This is a genomic window from Rhizobium sp. 01N447_2 (genome assembly GCF_056399245.1).
In genome coordinates, this window is record NZ_JBFTQY010000046.1 from 1 (window position 1) to 17039 (window position 17039).

Genomic DNA, 17039 nt, shown 5'->3' on the forward strand with positions numbered 1-17039 from the left:
TTCTTGGCGCGAGGTTTGCGCACCTTCTTCGGTACATTGGGCGTCGCGGCGGCTGGCGTGTCAGCATTGGTCGTCGTATTGTTTTCGTCGGCAGGTTTGCGCACCTTCTTCGGTACATTGGGCGTCGCGGCGGCTGGCGTGTCAGCATTGGTCGTCGTATTGTTTTCGTCGGCCATTATGGTCTCCTGTAAAGCCGGTGCATTTGTCTCCTGCTCGATCGGCAGTGTCAATAACGGCCCGGCCTGTTCTTCTCCGGATACAAGCATCTCGCTGCTTCTTGCCTGAGGAGTTAATGACATAAATGGCATTGCCTCGTCCTGCAGATCTCGAGCAACGGACTTGAGATCGGTGTCTCCCCAAATCGAATTCGGTTCAGAATTGAGTTTTCGCCGACCAGATCTGTACTCGACGGCAAAGCTGCGTTGTACTTTTTTCACTTTAAAAGAGCCTTGGGTGTCTGCGGTGATTTTTCAGCGACGTCTTCAGCATCGCAGCATGTGCTGCAAATAGCGACTATTGCGCCGGCGGTCCATCCCCCTGGCAATATCACCCGCGCGCGTTCGGCGCCGGGCAAACCTTGTTCCGCCGCCTATCGTCCTTGAGCGCAAAGCGGCCGCCGGCTGCGTCACCTATTGTCGATCGAGCTGTCGGTTAATGCGCAGGCCCCCGTATTTCGCCAAGAATGTAAGGTGTCTACGAAACTGCGGACTATTCAGTTTAAGCTGTAGCTGCCTCCGTTCTCGATAATGAATATCTTTCCGGATGCCGAAGCCAACGTCGAGCGCGTATGTAAGGTCAAGTAATCGATCCTGACCCGTCTGCCACCTAGCGGCAGCTGGACAACTGACCGGCGGTTAGCGCCTGCGATCTCAACGGTTGATAGACACCGCCGCCACCGGCAACTTCGTTGGCAAGCTGAAACGACAAAAGTCGCCAGCGCTCACAAGGAGCGAACGTTGCCGTTGCCGATGAGAGCCGCAATGCTAGCTGCCCCGTCAGGGATGCCTGCCTTGACCGGAACCGTGAACTGGTAACCGCCATTTCGGATCGTCCGGAAAAGGGGGCCACTTTGGGTTTCACCAAGCTTGCGTCGCAGCCTGCTCATCAAGACGTCTATTGATCGGTCCATAGGCTCGCTCTTGCGCCCCTGTGTCAAATCAAGCAGCCGGTCTCGTGACAACAGTCGGCCCGGTCTCTCAAGAAAGACCACCAAAAGGTCGAATTCGGCCCCGGTCAACTCGATTTCTGGGCCACGCAACTTGCAAACCCGCCGGGTGCTTGTGTCAGCGATGAATTCTGCGAAATTGAAGACCTTGACGTCGGTGTCGGCGTCCTCAGCGTCAGCGGCTCGTCGCAAGACTGCCCTGATCCTTGCTACGAGTTCTCGCGGATTGAACGGCTTACCAAGATAATCGTCCGCTCCGAATTCCAGGCCAATGATACGGTCCACCTCCTCCTTCAATGCGGTCAGCAGAATAACAGGAATTCGAGACCGGCGAGCGCGCAGGTTCCTGCAGATATCGAGGCCCGAACCATCCGGAAGCAGGACGTCGAGCACGATCAGGTCAGGCCCGCTGGTATCGATCCATCTCTCACAGTCCTGCCGACATGCAACAGCGGTGACACGAAAACCTTGATCGACAAGATAATGCGTCAGTAGCCGGCGGATTTCCGGATCGCCATCAACGACTAATATATGGTCCATATCGCCAACCTCGATGATTGATTTCTTCTTCCGTTGCCGGCTTCGAATTCTCGTTTTCGTCTGCGGGAAACCTCCAGAAACATCCCCACATCGAGCCGCTGCATTCGAGACTTTCACGAGCAGCGTTTGATTGCCGAATGATGGTGTGCCGTTGCCGCGGCCCCATGTCTCATGAGATCGGCGCTATCAGGGGCTATGGTTCGATGCGCGCAAGTCCGTCAGCTGTTGCGAGAGAGGAACGGCATCCGCCATGGGAGCGTCGCGATCATTGCAGTTCCTCCAGCCGCTCGAGGGAACGAGAAAACCCCTTCAGAGAGATCCGAAAGGTCAGCGTTCCACCTGAAGCAAACGAAGTGGCGCTGACGGTGAGCAGCTGCGCAGCTTTCATAATGTCTACGGTGCGGTCGGACATTATGAGAAGTACGACGCAACCTTCGGGCAGGCACGTCGCAACATCTGCATGTTGTTCCGAGGGTTGCGTATCGAGCGCGAGGCGCACGCCTTCCGACAACTTCAATCCGAGCGGCATCCTGATTAGGACTCTCGTACCCAGCTCTTCAGAAGGGTAGACCTGAATTGCGAACACAGCCACGCCGCTCTTCGGATCTTCATGAAACTGACCCGCGGCACATTGCTTTCCGACATCGACGATCGCGCACTCAACGCCCCAGTCGTCGTATTTCTCCTTTATGCCATCGGCGCCGACGAGGAGCTGTTCGATCGGCGCAGCAGCGCTCGGGGTCAACGATCCGGCGCGGTTGTATCCACTTTCCATTCTCCATGAGGCCTCATCGGAAATTTTTTGTTCGGCCGCTTCAGGCCCAACCAAACCCGACAGGAGCAGTGCCAAAACGCTCGCCAGTCTCAGCCGCAAACCCAAACCTCCCGAAGGCGTTCGCGCGCGACCTGCAACAATCCCATCCCCAGACCCTGGGTCCATCGTGTGTGATTTCGCCTCCGTTCTCGCAGCGCTGCAGGGCCGGAAGGACGGCGCCAGTAGATCGCCTCAAGGCCGGCTTGATCTTCGGCGGGACGGCAGGAGAAACAAAGGACGTCGCCGTCCAAGACCCGAGACCTCTGCCCGACAAACAGATTGCCGACAGAACCGGCATGACGGATATACGCGAACGAATAGTGTCCAGGCGCCGAATGAAGGGAACCGGCAGGGACCGACGTCGCGGGAAGGCAGTCGTTGCCGGCACCGGGAGAAGGTGCGACGCGATTTATGTCGCAAGACGCCGGCATCCTAGCCGACACCGTTGAGCCGAAGCGCTCAGAACCGAGCATGGCTGGGTTGCGGGGCGAGCAGATCATTGGTTGCAAGATATCGAGGGCTTATCTGCGCAATAGCATTTGTAGCTCAAGGTAGGACACGATCTGACCGCCAATGCGCCGTTCGAACAAGAGCATTCAATCCAATAGTCTTTGGAGCCGTGCTGCGGTCCACGAAACAGCGAGTATCCGGTTCCTGTCTCAGCGATGTTGGACCCGACCTGAAACAGCGACGTACTGGCGGTTGCGCTGTCGTCGGCAGATGTAGGCGTCGACAAACCGGAGGCGACCAGGCCCGCGATCAGGCAAAGCAACCGCGTCCTGAGCGGATGCTCTACCCCGCGGCACGGTAGGAGGGACTTTCGCGATTTACCGTCGATCAGTTCGATGTCCATGGACGGGTTCCTGGCTACGTCGCCAACCTAGGTAGCGGGTTCAATGTTAAGCAGCGTAAAGGATGCGTAAAATTGAGTAAAAACAGACGACCGTTCCGGGCTGCCACGACCGACCACAGATGGTGCCTGCTGGTGCGACCTCGGACGCCGGGCGCGCGAGCGAGATCAGTGGTTTGGAAAGGTGGCGAGCGTCAGCTTGATGCCGTCACGGCCGCTTCCAACAAGCAGTCCGCAACCCTTTTTGAGGTCAACCCGACAGTCAATCAAATGGATCAGGTAACACAGCAAAATGCAGCCATGGCCGAGGAATCCACGGCTGGGGCGAAAGACCACCTGATCCTTACACCAACATACAGCATCCTCGCGACGACGGTTTGTAATCCTTGTGACCTCAATCTCGTCCCGTCGATACGGGTAGTTCCCGCCGCCAGGAAAGGCGCAAACGCCTGGCGGACACACGAGGACAGTTCCGCTGAATTTCCAGCGGAGCCTGTTTATGGCAAAATGGAAGGACCATCCAAGGATGTCATGCATTCTCTGACTGTAAACCCGCAGCTTCTGAGGTCGGAACCCACGTAGCGGTCGGGGCATTTTGACCACTGCGGAGAGTTGATCATCAATGTTCTAAATGGCAGGCCCACTTTGCACGGCACTGGACGCCCAAGCGGCTGCCTGACCAACACAACAGAATCCAATATTATACTTACTTTATCTCGAGAATCTTAAATATACCTTAGAATATACTTTTTTATATACCTCATTTGAGCTATCATACCTGGGAAAGCGGTGCTAGCGTTCGTGTGAGCTGATCGGCATTTTAATGAGCATGATTGGAGAACGCGATGAACGGATTCGGTGCACTACGGCTCAAAACCCGCAACGCAACAGGTGCTTTCTCAGTCGAGAAGCTCGCCGTTTTCGGTGGGAGGCCTGTGGTCCCCCAGGGACGTGTTACACCTTGGCCCGCCGCGCAGAACAAGCACTTGGATGCCCTCCGTGGCGTTGTGGATGGTGGAAGGTATCACCGTGTTCACCATCCAATCGTGAGTGATTTGGAGCAAAATCTTGCGAGGTGGGCTGGGAAGTGGCAAGTGCGGGCTGTTGGCAGCGGAACGGCGGCCATTCACATCGAGCTCGACTACGTCAAAGAGCGAGGCGAGCAAGTTGTTACCGCGGCACTGAATTGGCCTGGAGCGGTAGGACCAATTACAATCAGTGGCCTCCAACCGGTCTTCGTTGATGTCGACATGGACCTAGCCGGGATTGATCAGTGGGCGGCCGCTGAAAGGTTCAACCCCAACGTCGCTGCAGTTTTAGTCACTCACCTTTTTGGGAACAATGTTCTCGTCCCCGACGGGAGGTCTGCAGCGCGTGCTCAAGGCATCAGTGTGATCGACGACATCTGCCAATCGATCGGAGCCGCGAAACCAATCGTCGGCGGTGCACATCTTGATGCAGACGCACTCGCTCTATCCGGAAGCGGCGCCAAGCACCTTGGGGCTGGCGAGTTAGGATTTGTCATTACGGAAGACGCCAACTTGATTGCACATGTTGATCGCGTATCGCTGTCCAGCTCGTCTCGGAGTGGAGCGCGAATATTCTCGCCCTATTCCCAAGGGTACAACTACAGGCCTAACGTATTCTCTTCATCTATAGCGAAGCTGCGGGTCACGGAGATGGATACGCAACTCCAAATCCGAAGAGACAATAGCAAGCTTTTATGGGAGATGATCAGCGAACTTGTGGGTATATTTCCTCTTTTCAACCCATCTGACTGCGACCATTCGATGCTCAACTTTCCCCTCCGGATCGAACCTGCGGCACTTGGCTTCGCGCCAGGCCCGGCTGCAAGGGATTTCGTGGTCAAATCGCTGCAGGCCGAAGGCGTGCCTATCTGTGTTTGGCTCACGAAGCCCGTATTCGAATATCTTCCGGACATTTGCGACAACTGGAAGGCCGCCGATTTTCCAAACACAATGAAACTCTTGGATACGATGTTTTGCGTCTCCGAGATTGCGCCGCCCAACGATGGCGAATTGATGGAGCTTTATGCAGAGGCGTTTCACAAGGTTTGGAATGCTCTTCATAAGCAAGGTCCGAAGGTCGCCGCAGGAGCAACTTCCGGCTGAGCACCGCGCGTCGCACCAATTTCCCAGTGCCGCAATGCTCAACATCCGATCGGTTTCACTCGTACTCTGCCCAATGCTCGGAAGATTGAAAGCTGCACCGGGACAAAACTCAGAGCGTTTCTACAACGAGGACTCCTTGTATGTCTTTTTCAAAAAGTCCGGAATTACTCATCTTCGCCTGCGACGGGGTTCTCGTTGATAGCGAGCTTGCAACCACGGTGCACACCGAAGCTTTGGCGAAATACGGCTATATCATATCCGCTGAAGATTATAACGATCGCTTCATAGGAATGACTGACCAGCAAAGTTATTCAGTCATAGAATCCGAGGGCGGCTTACGACTGCCGGAGGATCATCATGAACGTGTGATGGCCGAAGTTGCAAATCGATATACTCGTGATCTGCGTGCAACCAGCGGCGTTTGGCAAACCTTGGAAGCTATCGATTTAAGGAAGTGCGTGGCGTCGAACAGTGATGCTGCGCAGCTCTGCTTGGCACTTAAAATCACAGACCTACATGATTTCTTTTGGCCCCATGTCTTCAGCGCTTCGCAAGTTGCGCGTGGTAAGCCAGCGCCGGATCTCTTTCTGTTTGCAGCACAGAATATGAACACACCGGCTGGCAGTTGTCTCGTTATTGAAGAGAGTGTTGCTGGAACTCAGGCGGCGGTGGCAGCCGGCATGATGGTGATTGGCTTCGTAGGTGGCTCTCATTGCCTTGCTGGGCATGGAGACAGACTGATAGAGGCAGGTGCCACAAAGCTGTTTAGCCGCATGACGGCGTTGCCACAAATCTTAGCAGGTTTGTGATCACGCAGTTACGCGCTGGCGAACCGCCTTTAATCGCAGCGTCATTGTCCAGGATATGTCGTGGGATCCGATAGCATCAGTTGGTGCACGGGCCTCACCTCAAATTGACCGATCCTCGCTCGATTGCTCGGCCCGCCAGAAAAATGGAGATACTATGACCGCGAAACCAATGGTAGCTGGAACTCCGGTAACGATCGAGTACCTAGAAAGATTTCCGAATTTCACTTCCATTTGCGCAAGTTGGACTTTCGGACAATGGGGTTGTCAATCAAACGGCTCGTACGAACAAACGCGAGGCGAGTTTGAAGCAGCAACAAAAAATTCAATGCCGCTAACACTGATTGCCATTGAAAACGCATCGTCAGTTGGGATGGTCACGTCGGCTGATCGCGATTTCGACGGAAAACCTCATCTATCCCCTTGGCTTAAGTCACTTTTTGTCCATCCATTTTACCGCGAGAAAAGAATAGCCACGCTGTTGATCGAGCGGCTGGAGCATGAAGCATTGTGCCTTGGTTGCAAAAGCCTTTACTTGATAACAGAGGATGCGCGAGTTCTTTACGAAAAGAGCGGCTGGCAGGCAACTGACTACGTCCAAACACCGTATGGCGCAGCAGCTTTGATGGAGAAAGTCCTGCCAACACCTCCTCACCTGAGAACCGCTACTCCAGGACGAAAATAACTGAGTTGGAGCTCCAAGCTGCTTTCATCGAAATCCCCTTTATGGATCATATTGATGTCGGACAGCCTGTTATTGCAGCCGTAGCGCAAGGGGTGAACCAGGCGTCGGCTAACAAATCCCCTGGCGCTGCGAGGGCATATTCCCTGCTTTCGTTGCCACCCCGGGCCTTAGCCACTGCTGAGACGGTGTTGCAAAAAGCCGCAGGAACAAGCCGTACAACGTAGCGAGCTACCAAATTCTCATCGAAAGGTTCTGAATCCTTATGCACACCAGCAAAAACATAGCATCTGTGGTTCTAAATTTTTGCTCCTCGCGTTTCGGTTACCTCGGCGGCCGACGAGATCTGCGCGCATCGCTCACTTTAACTTCTCTTCTTGCTTTCGGTATTCCATCCTATGCCGCAGCAGAGGCGCTACTTCCGGTAAAGCCTTCACCATATCTTGTAAGTGCGATTACAAGAAACATGTTTAAACTGCCGAAACCCGACGATGACTTGGTCCTGCTATCTGCGCACCGCGGATCTTGGGAGATCTATCCCGAGAATTCAGCCTATGCCTTGCAAGACGCCTGGAATTCGCAGATTGAGAGCGTGGAGGTCGATGCCCGCTTCACCGCAGACAAAGAAGTCGTTCTATCTCACGACTACAGGATTGAGCGCGAGTCAACTGGAAGCGGCCTACTTTATAATCAGAGCTTTTCGCAACTACGGCAGGCCGATCTACGGGACCGACATGGCCGCGTTTTCACCGATTCGCAAGGACGAAAGGCGAAGTTCCTGACGTTCTCTGGCGCGCTCGATCTACTCGCCCAATATGTCTCCGATGATGGTCATGGCTACGTGATGATCGTCGATGTCAAGGCGGCGGTCGATGATCAGGACCCTGCTGATCCCATCGAGCTCATGCAACGTTGCCTTGACATTCTCGCAACCAAGGGAAATGCGAAGCTTAGCAAAGCCGTTGTATTCGAGCTCAAAGCAAAGGATGCGATGGATGTCGGCACGATCTTAAACCGGACAACCTATGACCCCAACCTCATTGGCGGGCTCATTATCGTCGAAAACCCGGATGACGAGAATGTGAGGGATTCCAGCTATGATCCCCACGAGGACTCAATCTACGATCAATGGAATGTGGCGCCGTTCTYCATTCAATTTGAGATGAACCAATTTTACAAAGGCGACGGTCTTCAGGCGTATTTCGACTATATCGACCAGACGCAGGGCTTCGCCACCTATCATGAAAGTAACTACTTTCCAGAGGGCGCTGCCAACAGCGCCGGAAAATGCTGCTTCGAGCACAATACGGATCCGAGATCGACCGCTCAACGAGGGATCGTGCCGGATTACCGAGGAGATCCGGAAATGGCGATCGTCAATCGCACCAATCTTATCACCACTGATTGGCCCGACGTAGTCGGCGATATGCTGCGCCAGACAGGGCGCCGGAACACCACCGAGCTCACTCGCTAGAGCAAGATCTACGCTTCCAAAAAAGGATTGTTTTCAATGAAAAATGGAATGAAAATCTTCCTATTGTTTTCCACGCTGGGCTGTCTTGTCGCTGGCGACGGCGAGGGGGCATCATGCACCAATGAAGCCAATTGTCTTGGAAGCGCGTCGGACAAAATGTCTCAGACGCTCACACCGAAGGTGGTGCCAATTTTCGGGGAATTTCCCAAGCTCTACATACACGACTCGGCGGCAGAAGCGGATTATCCGGTGCCCGAAGATACGAGGCAGGCATTCGACTTCTATACCAACAAGACCTCCTTCAACTTTCCGCCGCGCGCGTCAATCGAGACTAGTCAAGCGGCGTCGATCAGACCTGACACAGGGTTCACTGTCCTTTTGGTCGAAAAGACCCGTGATAATACCGTTCCTAATGGCGGTAGCGCCTTATCGCTTCTAAGTTCGAATTCGAACGATGCTTACCTATCATTCGCGCTGGGAGCCACGCCTAATCCGAATGGTCAAAAGTGGTCTTTTGCGAAAAGCCTGCTTCAAAGCGACATGGCGTATATTGCATGGTGGCAGAGGCCCTGGGATATGAACGTCGTGGGGCCAACAGGGGCATTCTCCGGCACAGAGTGGATTTATTATACCTTCACTCCAGACGGCAAAGTTCGCATCGACCGTTTTGCGCCATATACCTATTTTCTTGCGTTTACAGCTTATCAATGGGATGAGGCAGTACTCGACAGCGGGTTCCCGCATTCTCCTTTCAGCTCTGGTACRCCGACCGATCGTCCGAAATCCGTCATTTTCGGATCGGTTGGGCCATGGGTTATTGGTGCTGCAGCCGTGCCCGGTCAGACGTCGCCCATGATTGAGCCAATAGAGGCGTTGCCGGGATTTGAGGGAGCGACGATCTTCTCGACCCCGTTGTCGATAAAAGAAGTTGTAGCGTATCAGAACTCCCTGAAGAGGAGCGACTTTCTCGACGTCAACATGCTGCCCTGCAACAGCGGCCAGTTCCTTTCCGGCGAGATAAGGACTCCTTGCGGCACGGCTCGTCCTGGCAATCCTCCGTCGAATGTAAAATCGGTGGCTGGTGATAGGATCCGCACCAATATCGAACGTTATGACTAGCGATGCTGGACGACTCTCATTTGTTCCGACGGCCAAAATCCGTGGCTTCCAATCCTTCAACACACCGCGGCAAACCATCGCGGGTTTCGAGGCGATGCTGTGGTTGAGGAAAGGCTTCGGTTTTACCGGCGGCTGGACTGTCAACGACCGGAACAATCTACTTGCTTCTTCAACAGTCTGACCAGCAATCGCTTGGCAGCTTTGGTATCGCGGCGGGCTTGGACAAGCTCGTCGAGGACGTAACCGTCCTGGTCAACGGCAAGCCAAAGCCAATGTTTTCGGCCACCGATGGAAATCAAGACGCCAAATGCCAGATATCCTTTCGCGACGGCTTCCCTCTGCGCAACTGCTTGACATAAGCCGCCCCGAATTTGCGGTTCCATCGCCTTATCGTTTCGTAAGACATGACAATGCCGCGCTCCAATTTCCTCGACCACCCGCAGGCTCAAAGGGAACCGGAAATAAGCCAGATCGCACGGGTGATAATCTGGAGGGATGGCGGCAGCCTCTTTGATTTGGCAATATAATTAGATTGCTGGCAGGTGATCCCCATGTCGGCTTTTGGATTGCCCGCAGCAGCGGCAGATATGCGCGGTACTCGACAAAATTCCTCAGGTTCGTTGATCAGGATCATTCGTCGAGATGACGGTTGCGATGTCACAAACTTTTCGCGGGCCCCGGAAAACCTGTTAATCCACGTTCGTTCACCTCTTGGACAATCCTTGAGACGGCACCCTGTTCTAGATCAAGGTGGTTCATCAACGCGGACTCCACCAGGGTCGTTGCCGTGCCTAGTTCAGACATTGCGGCAATTAACTTCTCGAGGCTTTCGACAAACGCGAGCCGAAGTTCCGACGCAGTTATTTCCATTCGTAGAGGGTGAGTGCAAAAACAGAATCGGTGGACGATTTTGCAAGCCTCGCAATTCGATGCTTCTTGGGCGATTTTAGTGAATATCGCTTCTGCCCTTAAGGCAAGTTCGTCAGGGGACAATTTATCCGTCACGGTCCAGCTCTCTGGGACCTGCGGCAGCATTCGATTTAACGCCGAGATCAGGGTCTCACGTCCGACAACATAAAAATCTAACAGAGTTCTTTCCGACATCGGCCTCGTGAAAAAGCCTCTTTGAGGGATGTATTGGATCTTCCCTTCAGCTGCTAGCCGCTGAAGTGCTTCGCGAACTGGCGTTCGACCCAGATCGAGCTTGGACGCTAGATCCTGTTCCCTGAGATGTTGCCCCGGCACACGACCGTTACTGTGGAGAATTCGTCGAATAGCATCGTAGGCAATATCGGCCTTTGCAGGTTCTGGTTCAGGAGCAAAATTTGGGTCAACCCCACGACGTTGGGGCGCGTTCTTGCAACACCGCATTTGATAGTTTTCCTCTGTCGATATCCTTCAAGGACCCTACAGGAGCTTCTTGCATTGAGACCGGACGGTCGCTTCGAATTGAAGGTCGAATTAGTCGGCCCTTCCAATACCGGCACCGTGTTTCGGACCGAACCAGATTCGGCATCAACCACTTATTACAGCCGCGGCCGTAATTGGCAGCTATCGCATTCTGCCACTAATTTCAATGCCATAGGCGCAAGGCCGCGTCGGGATGGCGCGCTGGTCAATGTCTACCGCCTGTCGTATTTCGCGTAAGCGCCCGGCTTTAAGCGAACCGTGTCTCCAAGGCCTGCAAGTGCCATCAATGTAGTGGCAGTTTTCGAAATCAACATGTTCATGATAGCTCTTCGGTGGACGTGTGTCGGCCTCATCGTCAACGAGTAATTTTGCCGATCGGTTATTCCTATCAACCAGCCGATAATAGGCATCGGCGGTGTTGATGTATCCGCGGTTCGCGAGAGCCTCGACTTGTCCATCAGTAGCGATGGTTTCGCCGTTGTCAGAGTCACCTCCAGCGCAATCAAAGACACGTTCAGATATTGAAAGAGACCATGTGATCTGATCCATTCGTTCCGGTTCATGGTTGGCGGCGAGGAGTGCTTTGGTTGGGCCCAGGCCTATGCTTGCCTCGTGTTCGGCAGATGGTTGTTGCAATTTCGACATTTTTTCAAGGCTCGGCTCCATGCCGGTCACCACGGGACGGTTAACCCGATAATATCTTCCGCTATCTGCGACTTCGCAAAGCGCATCCAGATGCTCGTTCCGTGCGGCCGGCCAGCGTATAGCACGCCGTGGAGCAACCACACGTTCGCCATCGAGGAAGGCGAGCCCCATTTCCGGGCTATCCCACCTGGCTCTGTTTGGATGCATTTTGTCACGTCGGTTCATCTAAGCCTCCCGTCGCTGACCAGGGTAGTCCCCCTGCCGCGTGTTGAGCAGGTCTAGACGGCGCTCCGCCATAGATCAATATTTAACAATAATATATTTTTTGATATATTTGGCCAATCGCCATGGCGTACATTTATACTTTGGCCATCGAATACAGAACTCGAAACGATATAGTATTGAGCAAGCGCGCTGAAGGTTTGCTTGAGTCCGCGAATGTTCGAGTTGACAATCTCCGTTGGTGATGGCCAAAGCTCGAAGTGGTCATGTATGGCTGGGACTCCCTCTAGCAGCACGAAAAGTTCCCCTCTATCTGACAACTCCGAAATGTTGGTCGGATTGAGTATTTCGTCACCATCGGGACGATCGCCAGTGAGTTGAATTTATTGGCAGAATCGGAGTCTCGAAGGAGACACTTCCTTCGCTCTTGTATTGAAAGTCGAACACAGATCGCTGACAGGAGAACGCGTGGGAAGAACGCCGGTTACGCCGAAGTCGGTTTACTCGAGCCACCATTATATTCGGCCGGCACAAAAAGCGTTCTCGGCAGGTCGGAAAGAATGACATCTTGGCTCCCTTGCGGTGGATCCGACCAGCTTCGCTGGGCGAGCCACACACCTCAAAGCAAAAACGAACGGCATTCTTATCGCGCCAGTCACCGGCGCTCGCTCCCGGAATATTGATACTTTTATCCACGCGACACAGGCGGTCTCATAGCCACAACACGTGGCTGCCGTCGAAACAAGTTCGACGACAACCACGCTGCCTTGGGAGGCGAAAGGTTTTCCCGACAATCCGGTCTTCCGGATGAGGTAGCAGGGTCAGCTACTATTCGTGCACATTCGACGAACGATAATTGCCGCCGCGAGAATCGTTGGGCGCGCCACGCTAGACTATCGCGCCGCCGGTTACGCATTTACGGAGGTGAACAGCGCAGCAGATTCAGCAAAGCTCATACTCCCCTATGGTAGCCACGAGCCGACGCACATTCGCCGATGTCGAGAAAAATACCGGTCATCTTCTTAATTTCTTTGCGAGTGACAGAAATCGAGGCGTGTTCGTCGGGCCCGTATTGCCCACAATTGGCGTACGAATGAAGGTATTCAGATTGTAGGCAATCCGAGTACATCGGCGAGAGGTCGTGGCAGCGAGCCTCCCAGATTTGGCTGGAGTGAGGGCTCTTGYGCATGGTTTTCTCAATCGAGTCACAAACGAAATGCACCCAGTGATGACTAGGGGAAAGACGGGTGGCCATGATAACGATACCAGTCCGCATTTCAAAACAAGCGCCCTGGTGTCGCCAATGATCGGGTGACAAGCGCGGACAGGTGCTGCGACAACTGCCGATCTACAGCGCATGATCGCGATCATCGCCTCGGCCGTTCAATGGGCGGTGTTTGTCGTGCGTGGGCTGGTGTGAGGCCGGCTACCGCTTCGGTTCCACCCGATCGCACCTTTCGCAGGAAAGCCCTTGTCCTGTCGATGTGGCAGCCCGTACTGCCGCTGGCTCATCGAAAAATCTCGATTTTTTCGTGCGTCCGTGGATGCCCATCTCAGTGTCGCAGGCTCCGGTTCAAGGATTAACTTCAACTTGAACCGTGTGTACCGCGTTTCTCGCGTCAGTCAACGGCTGTCCCTCCCCAAGTTCGTCCGTGCACCGACATAGCAAGATATTCTGGCCTGATGAAGGGGTCCACGGCAACTCGAACCGCTGCCAACTTCTACCCTCGCGCGGCCCTACTGCGGCAGTCTGCCATGAGCCTCCCCCATCCACACTGACCTCGACGCTGGAGATCTGATGATCTCCCCAAGCCCAGCCCCATATTTTCGTTGGCATGTCCGCTGACAGCAGATCATCTGGGGACGGCGATACGATGACGGACTCCGGGGCCACGCCCCAAACCGGCTTCGTTCCCGACGCGGTGGGGTCATTATAGAAGCGCGTCGTATAGGCGCCGCTTGCGCGCCGATCCGCAGCCGTGATCGAACCAACCCATTTTACGGAGTTTGTGCCATACCAACCTGGCACGACCAATCGAACCGGTCCTCCGCGCTCTGGCGTGAGTGGCCGACCGTTGATCTCAAGCGCGAGGATAACTTCTTCTGCAAGTGCTTTGCCTATCGGCAGGTCTTTTTGATAGGCTTCTTCAACATCTGTGTATTCGCCCCACTCGAGGCCAGAAGTCCAGATGTAGGACGCATGGCTGCTGATCTTTGCGCGTTCCAGAACAAGCGACAGCGGCACACCTTTCCAAACCACATTTCCGATCCTGCGTTTAGCCACTGTCGGCGCAAGCGGACTTCCAGCGCATTCGTGAAACGACATGTACTCGCGCTGTGGCATTGCTTGGAGGTCAGACAGATGCAATCTCGTCGGGTTACCGACGAGGCCATCCACATCCAAATGCCAATGCTCGGGGTCGATCTCCAGGAACCCCATATGCGTCACCAGAAAAAGATCATCTTCAGGGGTGATCCACGATTTAAGGGCATGAACGCCGTCGGCAGGGCCCTGGAAGGAGAAACCCTTCTTGGTCATGTGCATACCCGTCCGCGCCATCACCTTTACTCCGGCATGGCCACGGCCTCGGGGCCCGTTAGAGCGTCCTCAGCGCGGCCTTCCAAAAATCTGATTGGGTTTCGACGCACCCGGTTCACGGTGACGTCGAAAATATCGAAGCGGTTGTAACCAGCAACGACGTCGTGAAATCGTTTCGGCTCAACACAGTCGTCGAGATCGATTTGGGCATAGCCGATACCTTCATCGATCATTTCGTCACCAGTTGCGGCGCCAGTCGGCCCTAGGAAAAAGCTAGTAGCCCGCGGACTGGCATCTATGATCGCTTCGATCGCAGGATCATCCAAAGCAATGGATTTGCGTGCGACTTCGTCCAGGTGCCCCGCCACGATGATCCCGAAGCACTTGGCCTCGAAGCAGTGCGCTGAGGCACGGATGCGGTTGGCTGCCCGGTTGTCGTAGTTGTCGCTTTCTGTGGGAACGCGAGTGGGCCAGATCGGCGGATAGCTACTTATATGAACTTGCTCGCCCTGCGTCATCAGGCTGTAGCGCGCGAGCGGATTTGTATTTTCCCCGCAAATTAGGCCGCCAATGCGACCGATTCTCGTGTTTGCGACGACCAATCCTGCGCCATCGCCCGGATCCCAAACTAGTTTTTCAAAGAAGGTTGCGACCAGTTTTCGATGGTGGACCAGGATTTGGCCGGTATCGGAAATCAGAACATTGCTATTCCACAAACCTCCGACACTTGCCGGGTTGCGCTCCGAAAAACCGATTGAAACGAAAACACCGTTATCGGAGGCGGCCTTTCGCACACGCTCAATTTCCGGGCCGTCAATGTACACCGAAGCTGTCAAGAAGCGTTTGAAATGTTCGTGCGATTGAATGGGCGGGTAAAGTGCTGCCCAGACAGGGAAACCGGGAAGAAAGCTCTCCGAAAATACCACGAGCGATGCGCCATTTCGGGCCGCCTCTGCTATCACCGAGCAAGCTTTTTCCGCGCTCGCCCCAGGATCGAGATAGACGGGGGCAATATGAGCAGCCGCGGCCCGGAATTTCATGTTTCCCATCTATATTCCCCTACTGATCAAGGCTCGCCATCAGCCATCTCGACTAGCTCGGCAAAGGCAGGCTCAAGATTGCCGTTTTGCTGTTAGACCGATTTCAATGCGTGCTCCAAGCGGCAGGCTGGCGCAGCCGATTGTGGTGCGGGCCGGGTAGGGCGATGAAAAACGCGTGGCGTAAATCTCATTCATCTGGCCAAAGTCACCCATGTCGGTGAGATAGACATTGACGGATACGACGTCATCCGACCCCAGGCCTGCTGCCTCAAGGACTTGAAACAGATTATCGAAACACTGGCGTGTCTGGTCGGCTACATTTCCGTCGACAAGTTTGCCAGTGCGGGGATCTAGCGGTGTCTGGCCGGAGCAGAACAGGAGGTCGCCGGCCCATGTCGCGTGCGAATACGGCCCCACTGCCGCAGCGTTCGAGGCACTCACAGTTCGTCTGGACATGCGTTCTCCCAAGGTAGGTTCAAGTAGTGCGGCCTGCTGGCGATCCGCGTTTCCGCAAGATATCTTGCTTCACTGCACACCACACATACAGCGGCATAGCACGTTTGAAACTATCAAAACGAATTTGCGAGCCAACCCGAATAGGATGCACTACCCTGTGCAAAAATAGACGGAGGTAGCATGGCGACTGCAATCGATCATCTTGATTGGGACGATCTCAAACTCTTCCTCATCGTCGTTCGGTGCAAGAGCGTGACCGGCGCCGCTCGCGAACTAAAAGTCAGCCACTCCACCGTATCTCGCCGACTTGCTCGTCTGGAATATACGGTTGGCGGTGCACTCGTCGAACGGACCAAGGACGGGCTTCTGCTGACACCGGCCGGCCTGGTTACAATGCGGCGAGCGGAGGAAATCGAGAACGGCGTGAATGCTCTTCGCAGCGACGTAAGCAATCGTGACGAAATACGCGGCACAGTCAGATTGGCCACCATGGAAGGCATCGCAACGCTTTATCTCTCCGAGCGCCTCGTTGAACTCAGTAGCCGGTACCCTGATCTAGACCTCGAGCTTGTAACATCGCCGCAAACCGTTCGGGTCGCGCGCCGGGAAGCTGATTTATTCCTAAGCTTCTTCAAGCCCCATGKAACTTCTCTCGACAGTCAGCTGATCGGACGTTTCAAGACTGGGTTGTTCGCTTCGCAGGCTTATCTTGAGCGAAATGGCGTTCCCTCTCAGGCGGCGGACCTTAGCGAGCACCGCTTTGTTGGCTATATCGAGGAGCTGATTCAGCTCGAAAGCGTGCTCTGGCTAGAGGAACTCGTACCCACCCCAAAAATTGCGTTCAGCTCAAATAGCATGATGTCGCAGATGTTCGCGGCGTCTGCGGGCGCAGGAATTGTAGCCCTTCCCGAATTCGCACTCAGTCTAAACCTGGGTCTCGTTCCAGTGCTCGACGAGCTGAGCGGCGAGCGCGAGATCTGGATGTCTGCACATCAAGACCTAGCCTATCTTCCAAGAGTGAGAGCCGTAAAGCAATTCGTGAAAGAGCTGGTTCGTCGAGACGAACAACGCCTTCTGAGAAACTCACCTTGGTCTTCGTGAAGTTTCGCAAATCGGACTGCGCGGAGCGCTCTGGCCGGCTGAAT

The 17039-nt window shown here is 54.5% G+C and carries 13 protein-coding genes and 3 pseudogenes; 7 read left to right on the top strand and 9 right to left on the bottom strand.

Translation table 11 applies throughout. The features are described from left to right. The 3 genes and pseudogenes from AC1ECN_RS25565 to AC1ECN_RS25575 form a co-directional block, all read right to left on the bottom strand. Positions 1-437, bottom strand: a pseudogene (locus AC1ECN_RS25565) (transcriptional regulator); the annotation flags it as partial. A 503-nt stretch (positions 438-940) separates the two neighbouring features. Next, complete coding sequence (locus AC1ECN_RS25570; protein WP_477954493.1) at positions 941-1705, bottom strand: response regulator; 765 nt, start codon at positions 1703-1705, stop codon at positions 941-943. A 265-nt stretch (positions 1706-1970) separates the two neighbouring features. Further along, positions 1971-2555, bottom strand: a complete 585-nt coding sequence (locus tag AC1ECN_RS25575; RefSeq protein WP_245277069.1) for an invasion associated locus B family protein — start codon at positions 2553-2555, stop codon at positions 1971-1973. Between the two features lie 1659 nt (positions 2556-4214). Between AC1ECN_RS25575 and AC1ECN_RS25580 the strand changes: the two genes are divergently transcribed. From AC1ECN_RS25580 to AC1ECN_RS25605, 6 genes and pseudogenes are all read left to right on the top strand, one after another. Beyond that, positions 4215-5501, top strand: coding sequence for a DegT/DnrJ/EryC1/StrS family aminotransferase (locus tag AC1ECN_RS25580; protein ID WP_477954461.1), 1287 nt, complete (start codon positions 4215-4217; stop codon positions 5499-5501). Positions 5502-5641: 140 nt separating this feature from the next. Beyond that, complete coding sequence (locus AC1ECN_RS25585; RefSeq protein ID WP_131716258.1) at positions 5642-6310, top strand: HAD-IA family hydrolase; 669 nt, start codon at positions 5642-5644, stop codon at positions 6308-6310. A 154-nt stretch (positions 6311-6464) separates the two neighbouring features. Further along, positions 6465-6992 carry a GNAT family N-acetyltransferase gene (locus AC1ECN_RS25590; protein ID WP_245278475.1) on the top strand — a complete coding sequence of 176 codons (528 nt, stop codon included), beginning with the start codon at positions 6465-6467 and terminating at the stop codon, positions 6990-6992. A 262-nt stretch (positions 6993-7254) separates the two neighbouring features. Then, positions 7255-8463, top strand: coding sequence for a glycerophosphodiester phosphodiesterase family protein (locus AC1ECN_RS25595; RefSeq protein ID WP_477954464.1), 1209 nt, complete (start codon positions 7255-7257; stop codon positions 8461-8463). A 36-nt stretch (positions 8464-8499) separates the two neighbouring features. Then, positions 8500-9582, top strand: a complete 1083-nt coding sequence (locus AC1ECN_RS25600; RefSeq protein ID WP_020397287.1) for a hypothetical protein — start codon at positions 8500-8502, stop codon at positions 9580-9582. 34 nt (positions 9583-9616) lie between these two features. After that, positions 9617-9763: pseudogene (locus AC1ECN_RS25605) on the top strand (IS6 family transposase); the annotation flags it as partial. Here the strand turns inward: AC1ECN_RS25605 and AC1ECN_RS25610 are convergent. The 6 genes and pseudogenes from AC1ECN_RS25610 to AC1ECN_RS25635 all read right to left on the bottom strand — a co-directional run. After that, a pseudogene (locus AC1ECN_RS25610) lies at positions 9744-10135 on the bottom strand (IS6 family transposase); the annotation flags it as partial. The pseudogenes AC1ECN_RS25605 and AC1ECN_RS25610 overlap by 20 nt on opposite strands. A 104-nt stretch (positions 10136-10239) precedes the next feature. Continuing rightward, positions 10240-10953 carry a GntR family transcriptional regulator gene (locus tag AC1ECN_RS25615; protein ID WP_131707215.1) on the bottom strand — a complete coding sequence of 238 codons (714 nt, stop codon included), beginning with the start codon at positions 10951-10953 and terminating at the stop codon, positions 10240-10242. A 180-nt stretch (positions 10954-11133) separates the two neighbouring features. Beyond that, positions 11134-11862, bottom strand: a complete 729-nt coding sequence (locus AC1ECN_RS25620) for a hypothetical protein (protein WP_477954466.1) — start codon at positions 11860-11862, stop codon at positions 11134-11136. 1570 nt (positions 11863-13432) lie between these two features. Further along, a complete protein-coding gene (locus AC1ECN_RS25625; protein ID WP_477954468.1) occupies positions 13433-14419 on the bottom strand; it encodes a molybdopterin-dependent oxidoreductase in 987 nt (328 codons plus the stop codon). 5 nt (positions 14420-14424) lie between these two features. Next, the gene (locus AC1ECN_RS25630; protein ID WP_477954469.1) at positions 14425-15447 is read right to left on the bottom strand and encodes a carbon-nitrogen hydrolase family protein; all 1023 of its coding nucleotides are present in this window, start codon (positions 15445-15447) and stop codon (positions 14425-14427) included. Positions 15448-15510: 63 nt separating this feature from the next. Then, positions 15511-15894, bottom strand: coding sequence for a RidA family protein (locus AC1ECN_RS25635; protein WP_018068054.1), 384 nt, complete (start codon positions 15892-15894; stop codon positions 15511-15513). A gap of 180 nt (positions 15895-16074) precedes the next feature. Between AC1ECN_RS25635 and AC1ECN_RS25640 the strand changes: the two genes are divergently transcribed. Then, positions 16075-16995, top strand: a complete 921-nt coding sequence (locus tag AC1ECN_RS25640; RefSeq protein WP_477954471.1) for a LysR family transcriptional regulator — start codon at positions 16075-16077, stop codon at positions 16993-16995. The last annotated feature ends 44 nt before the right edge of the window (positions 16996-17039 follow it).

Coding starts and splice junctions, on each gene's coding strand:
- AC1ECN_RS25570 (WP_477954493.1), bottom strand. CDS start 1,705: ATGGACCATATATTAGTCGTTGATGGCGATCCGGAAATCCGCCGGCTA.
- AC1ECN_RS25630 (WP_477954469.1), bottom strand. CDS start 15,447: ATGGGAAACATGAAATTCCGGGCCGCGGCTGCTCATATTGCCCCCGTC.
- AC1ECN_RS25590 (WP_245278475.1), top strand. CDS start 6,465: ATGACCGCGAAACCAATGGTAGCTGGAACTCCGGTAACGATCGAGTAC.
- AC1ECN_RS25625 (WP_477954468.1), bottom strand. CDS start 14,419: ATGGCGCGGACGGGTATGCACATGACCAAGAAGGGTTTCTCCTTCCAG.
- AC1ECN_RS25580 (WP_477954461.1), top strand. CDS start 4,215: ATGAACGGATTCGGTGCACTACGGCTCAAAACCCGCAACGCAACAGGT.
- AC1ECN_RS25620 (WP_477954466.1), bottom strand. CDS start 11,862: ATGAACCGACGTGACAAAATGCATCCAAACAGAGCCAGGTGGGATAGC.
- AC1ECN_RS25585 (WP_131716258.1), top strand. CDS start 5,642: ATGTCTTTTTCAAAAAGTCCGGAATTACTCATCTTCGCCTGCGACGGG.
- AC1ECN_RS25635 (WP_018068054.1), bottom strand. CDS start 15,894: ATGTCCAGACGAACTGTGAGTGCCTCGAACGCTGCGGCAGTGGGGCCG.
- AC1ECN_RS25615 (WP_131707215.1), bottom strand. CDS start 10,953: ATGCGGTGTTGCAAGAACGCGCCCCAACGTCGTGGGGTTGACCCAAAT.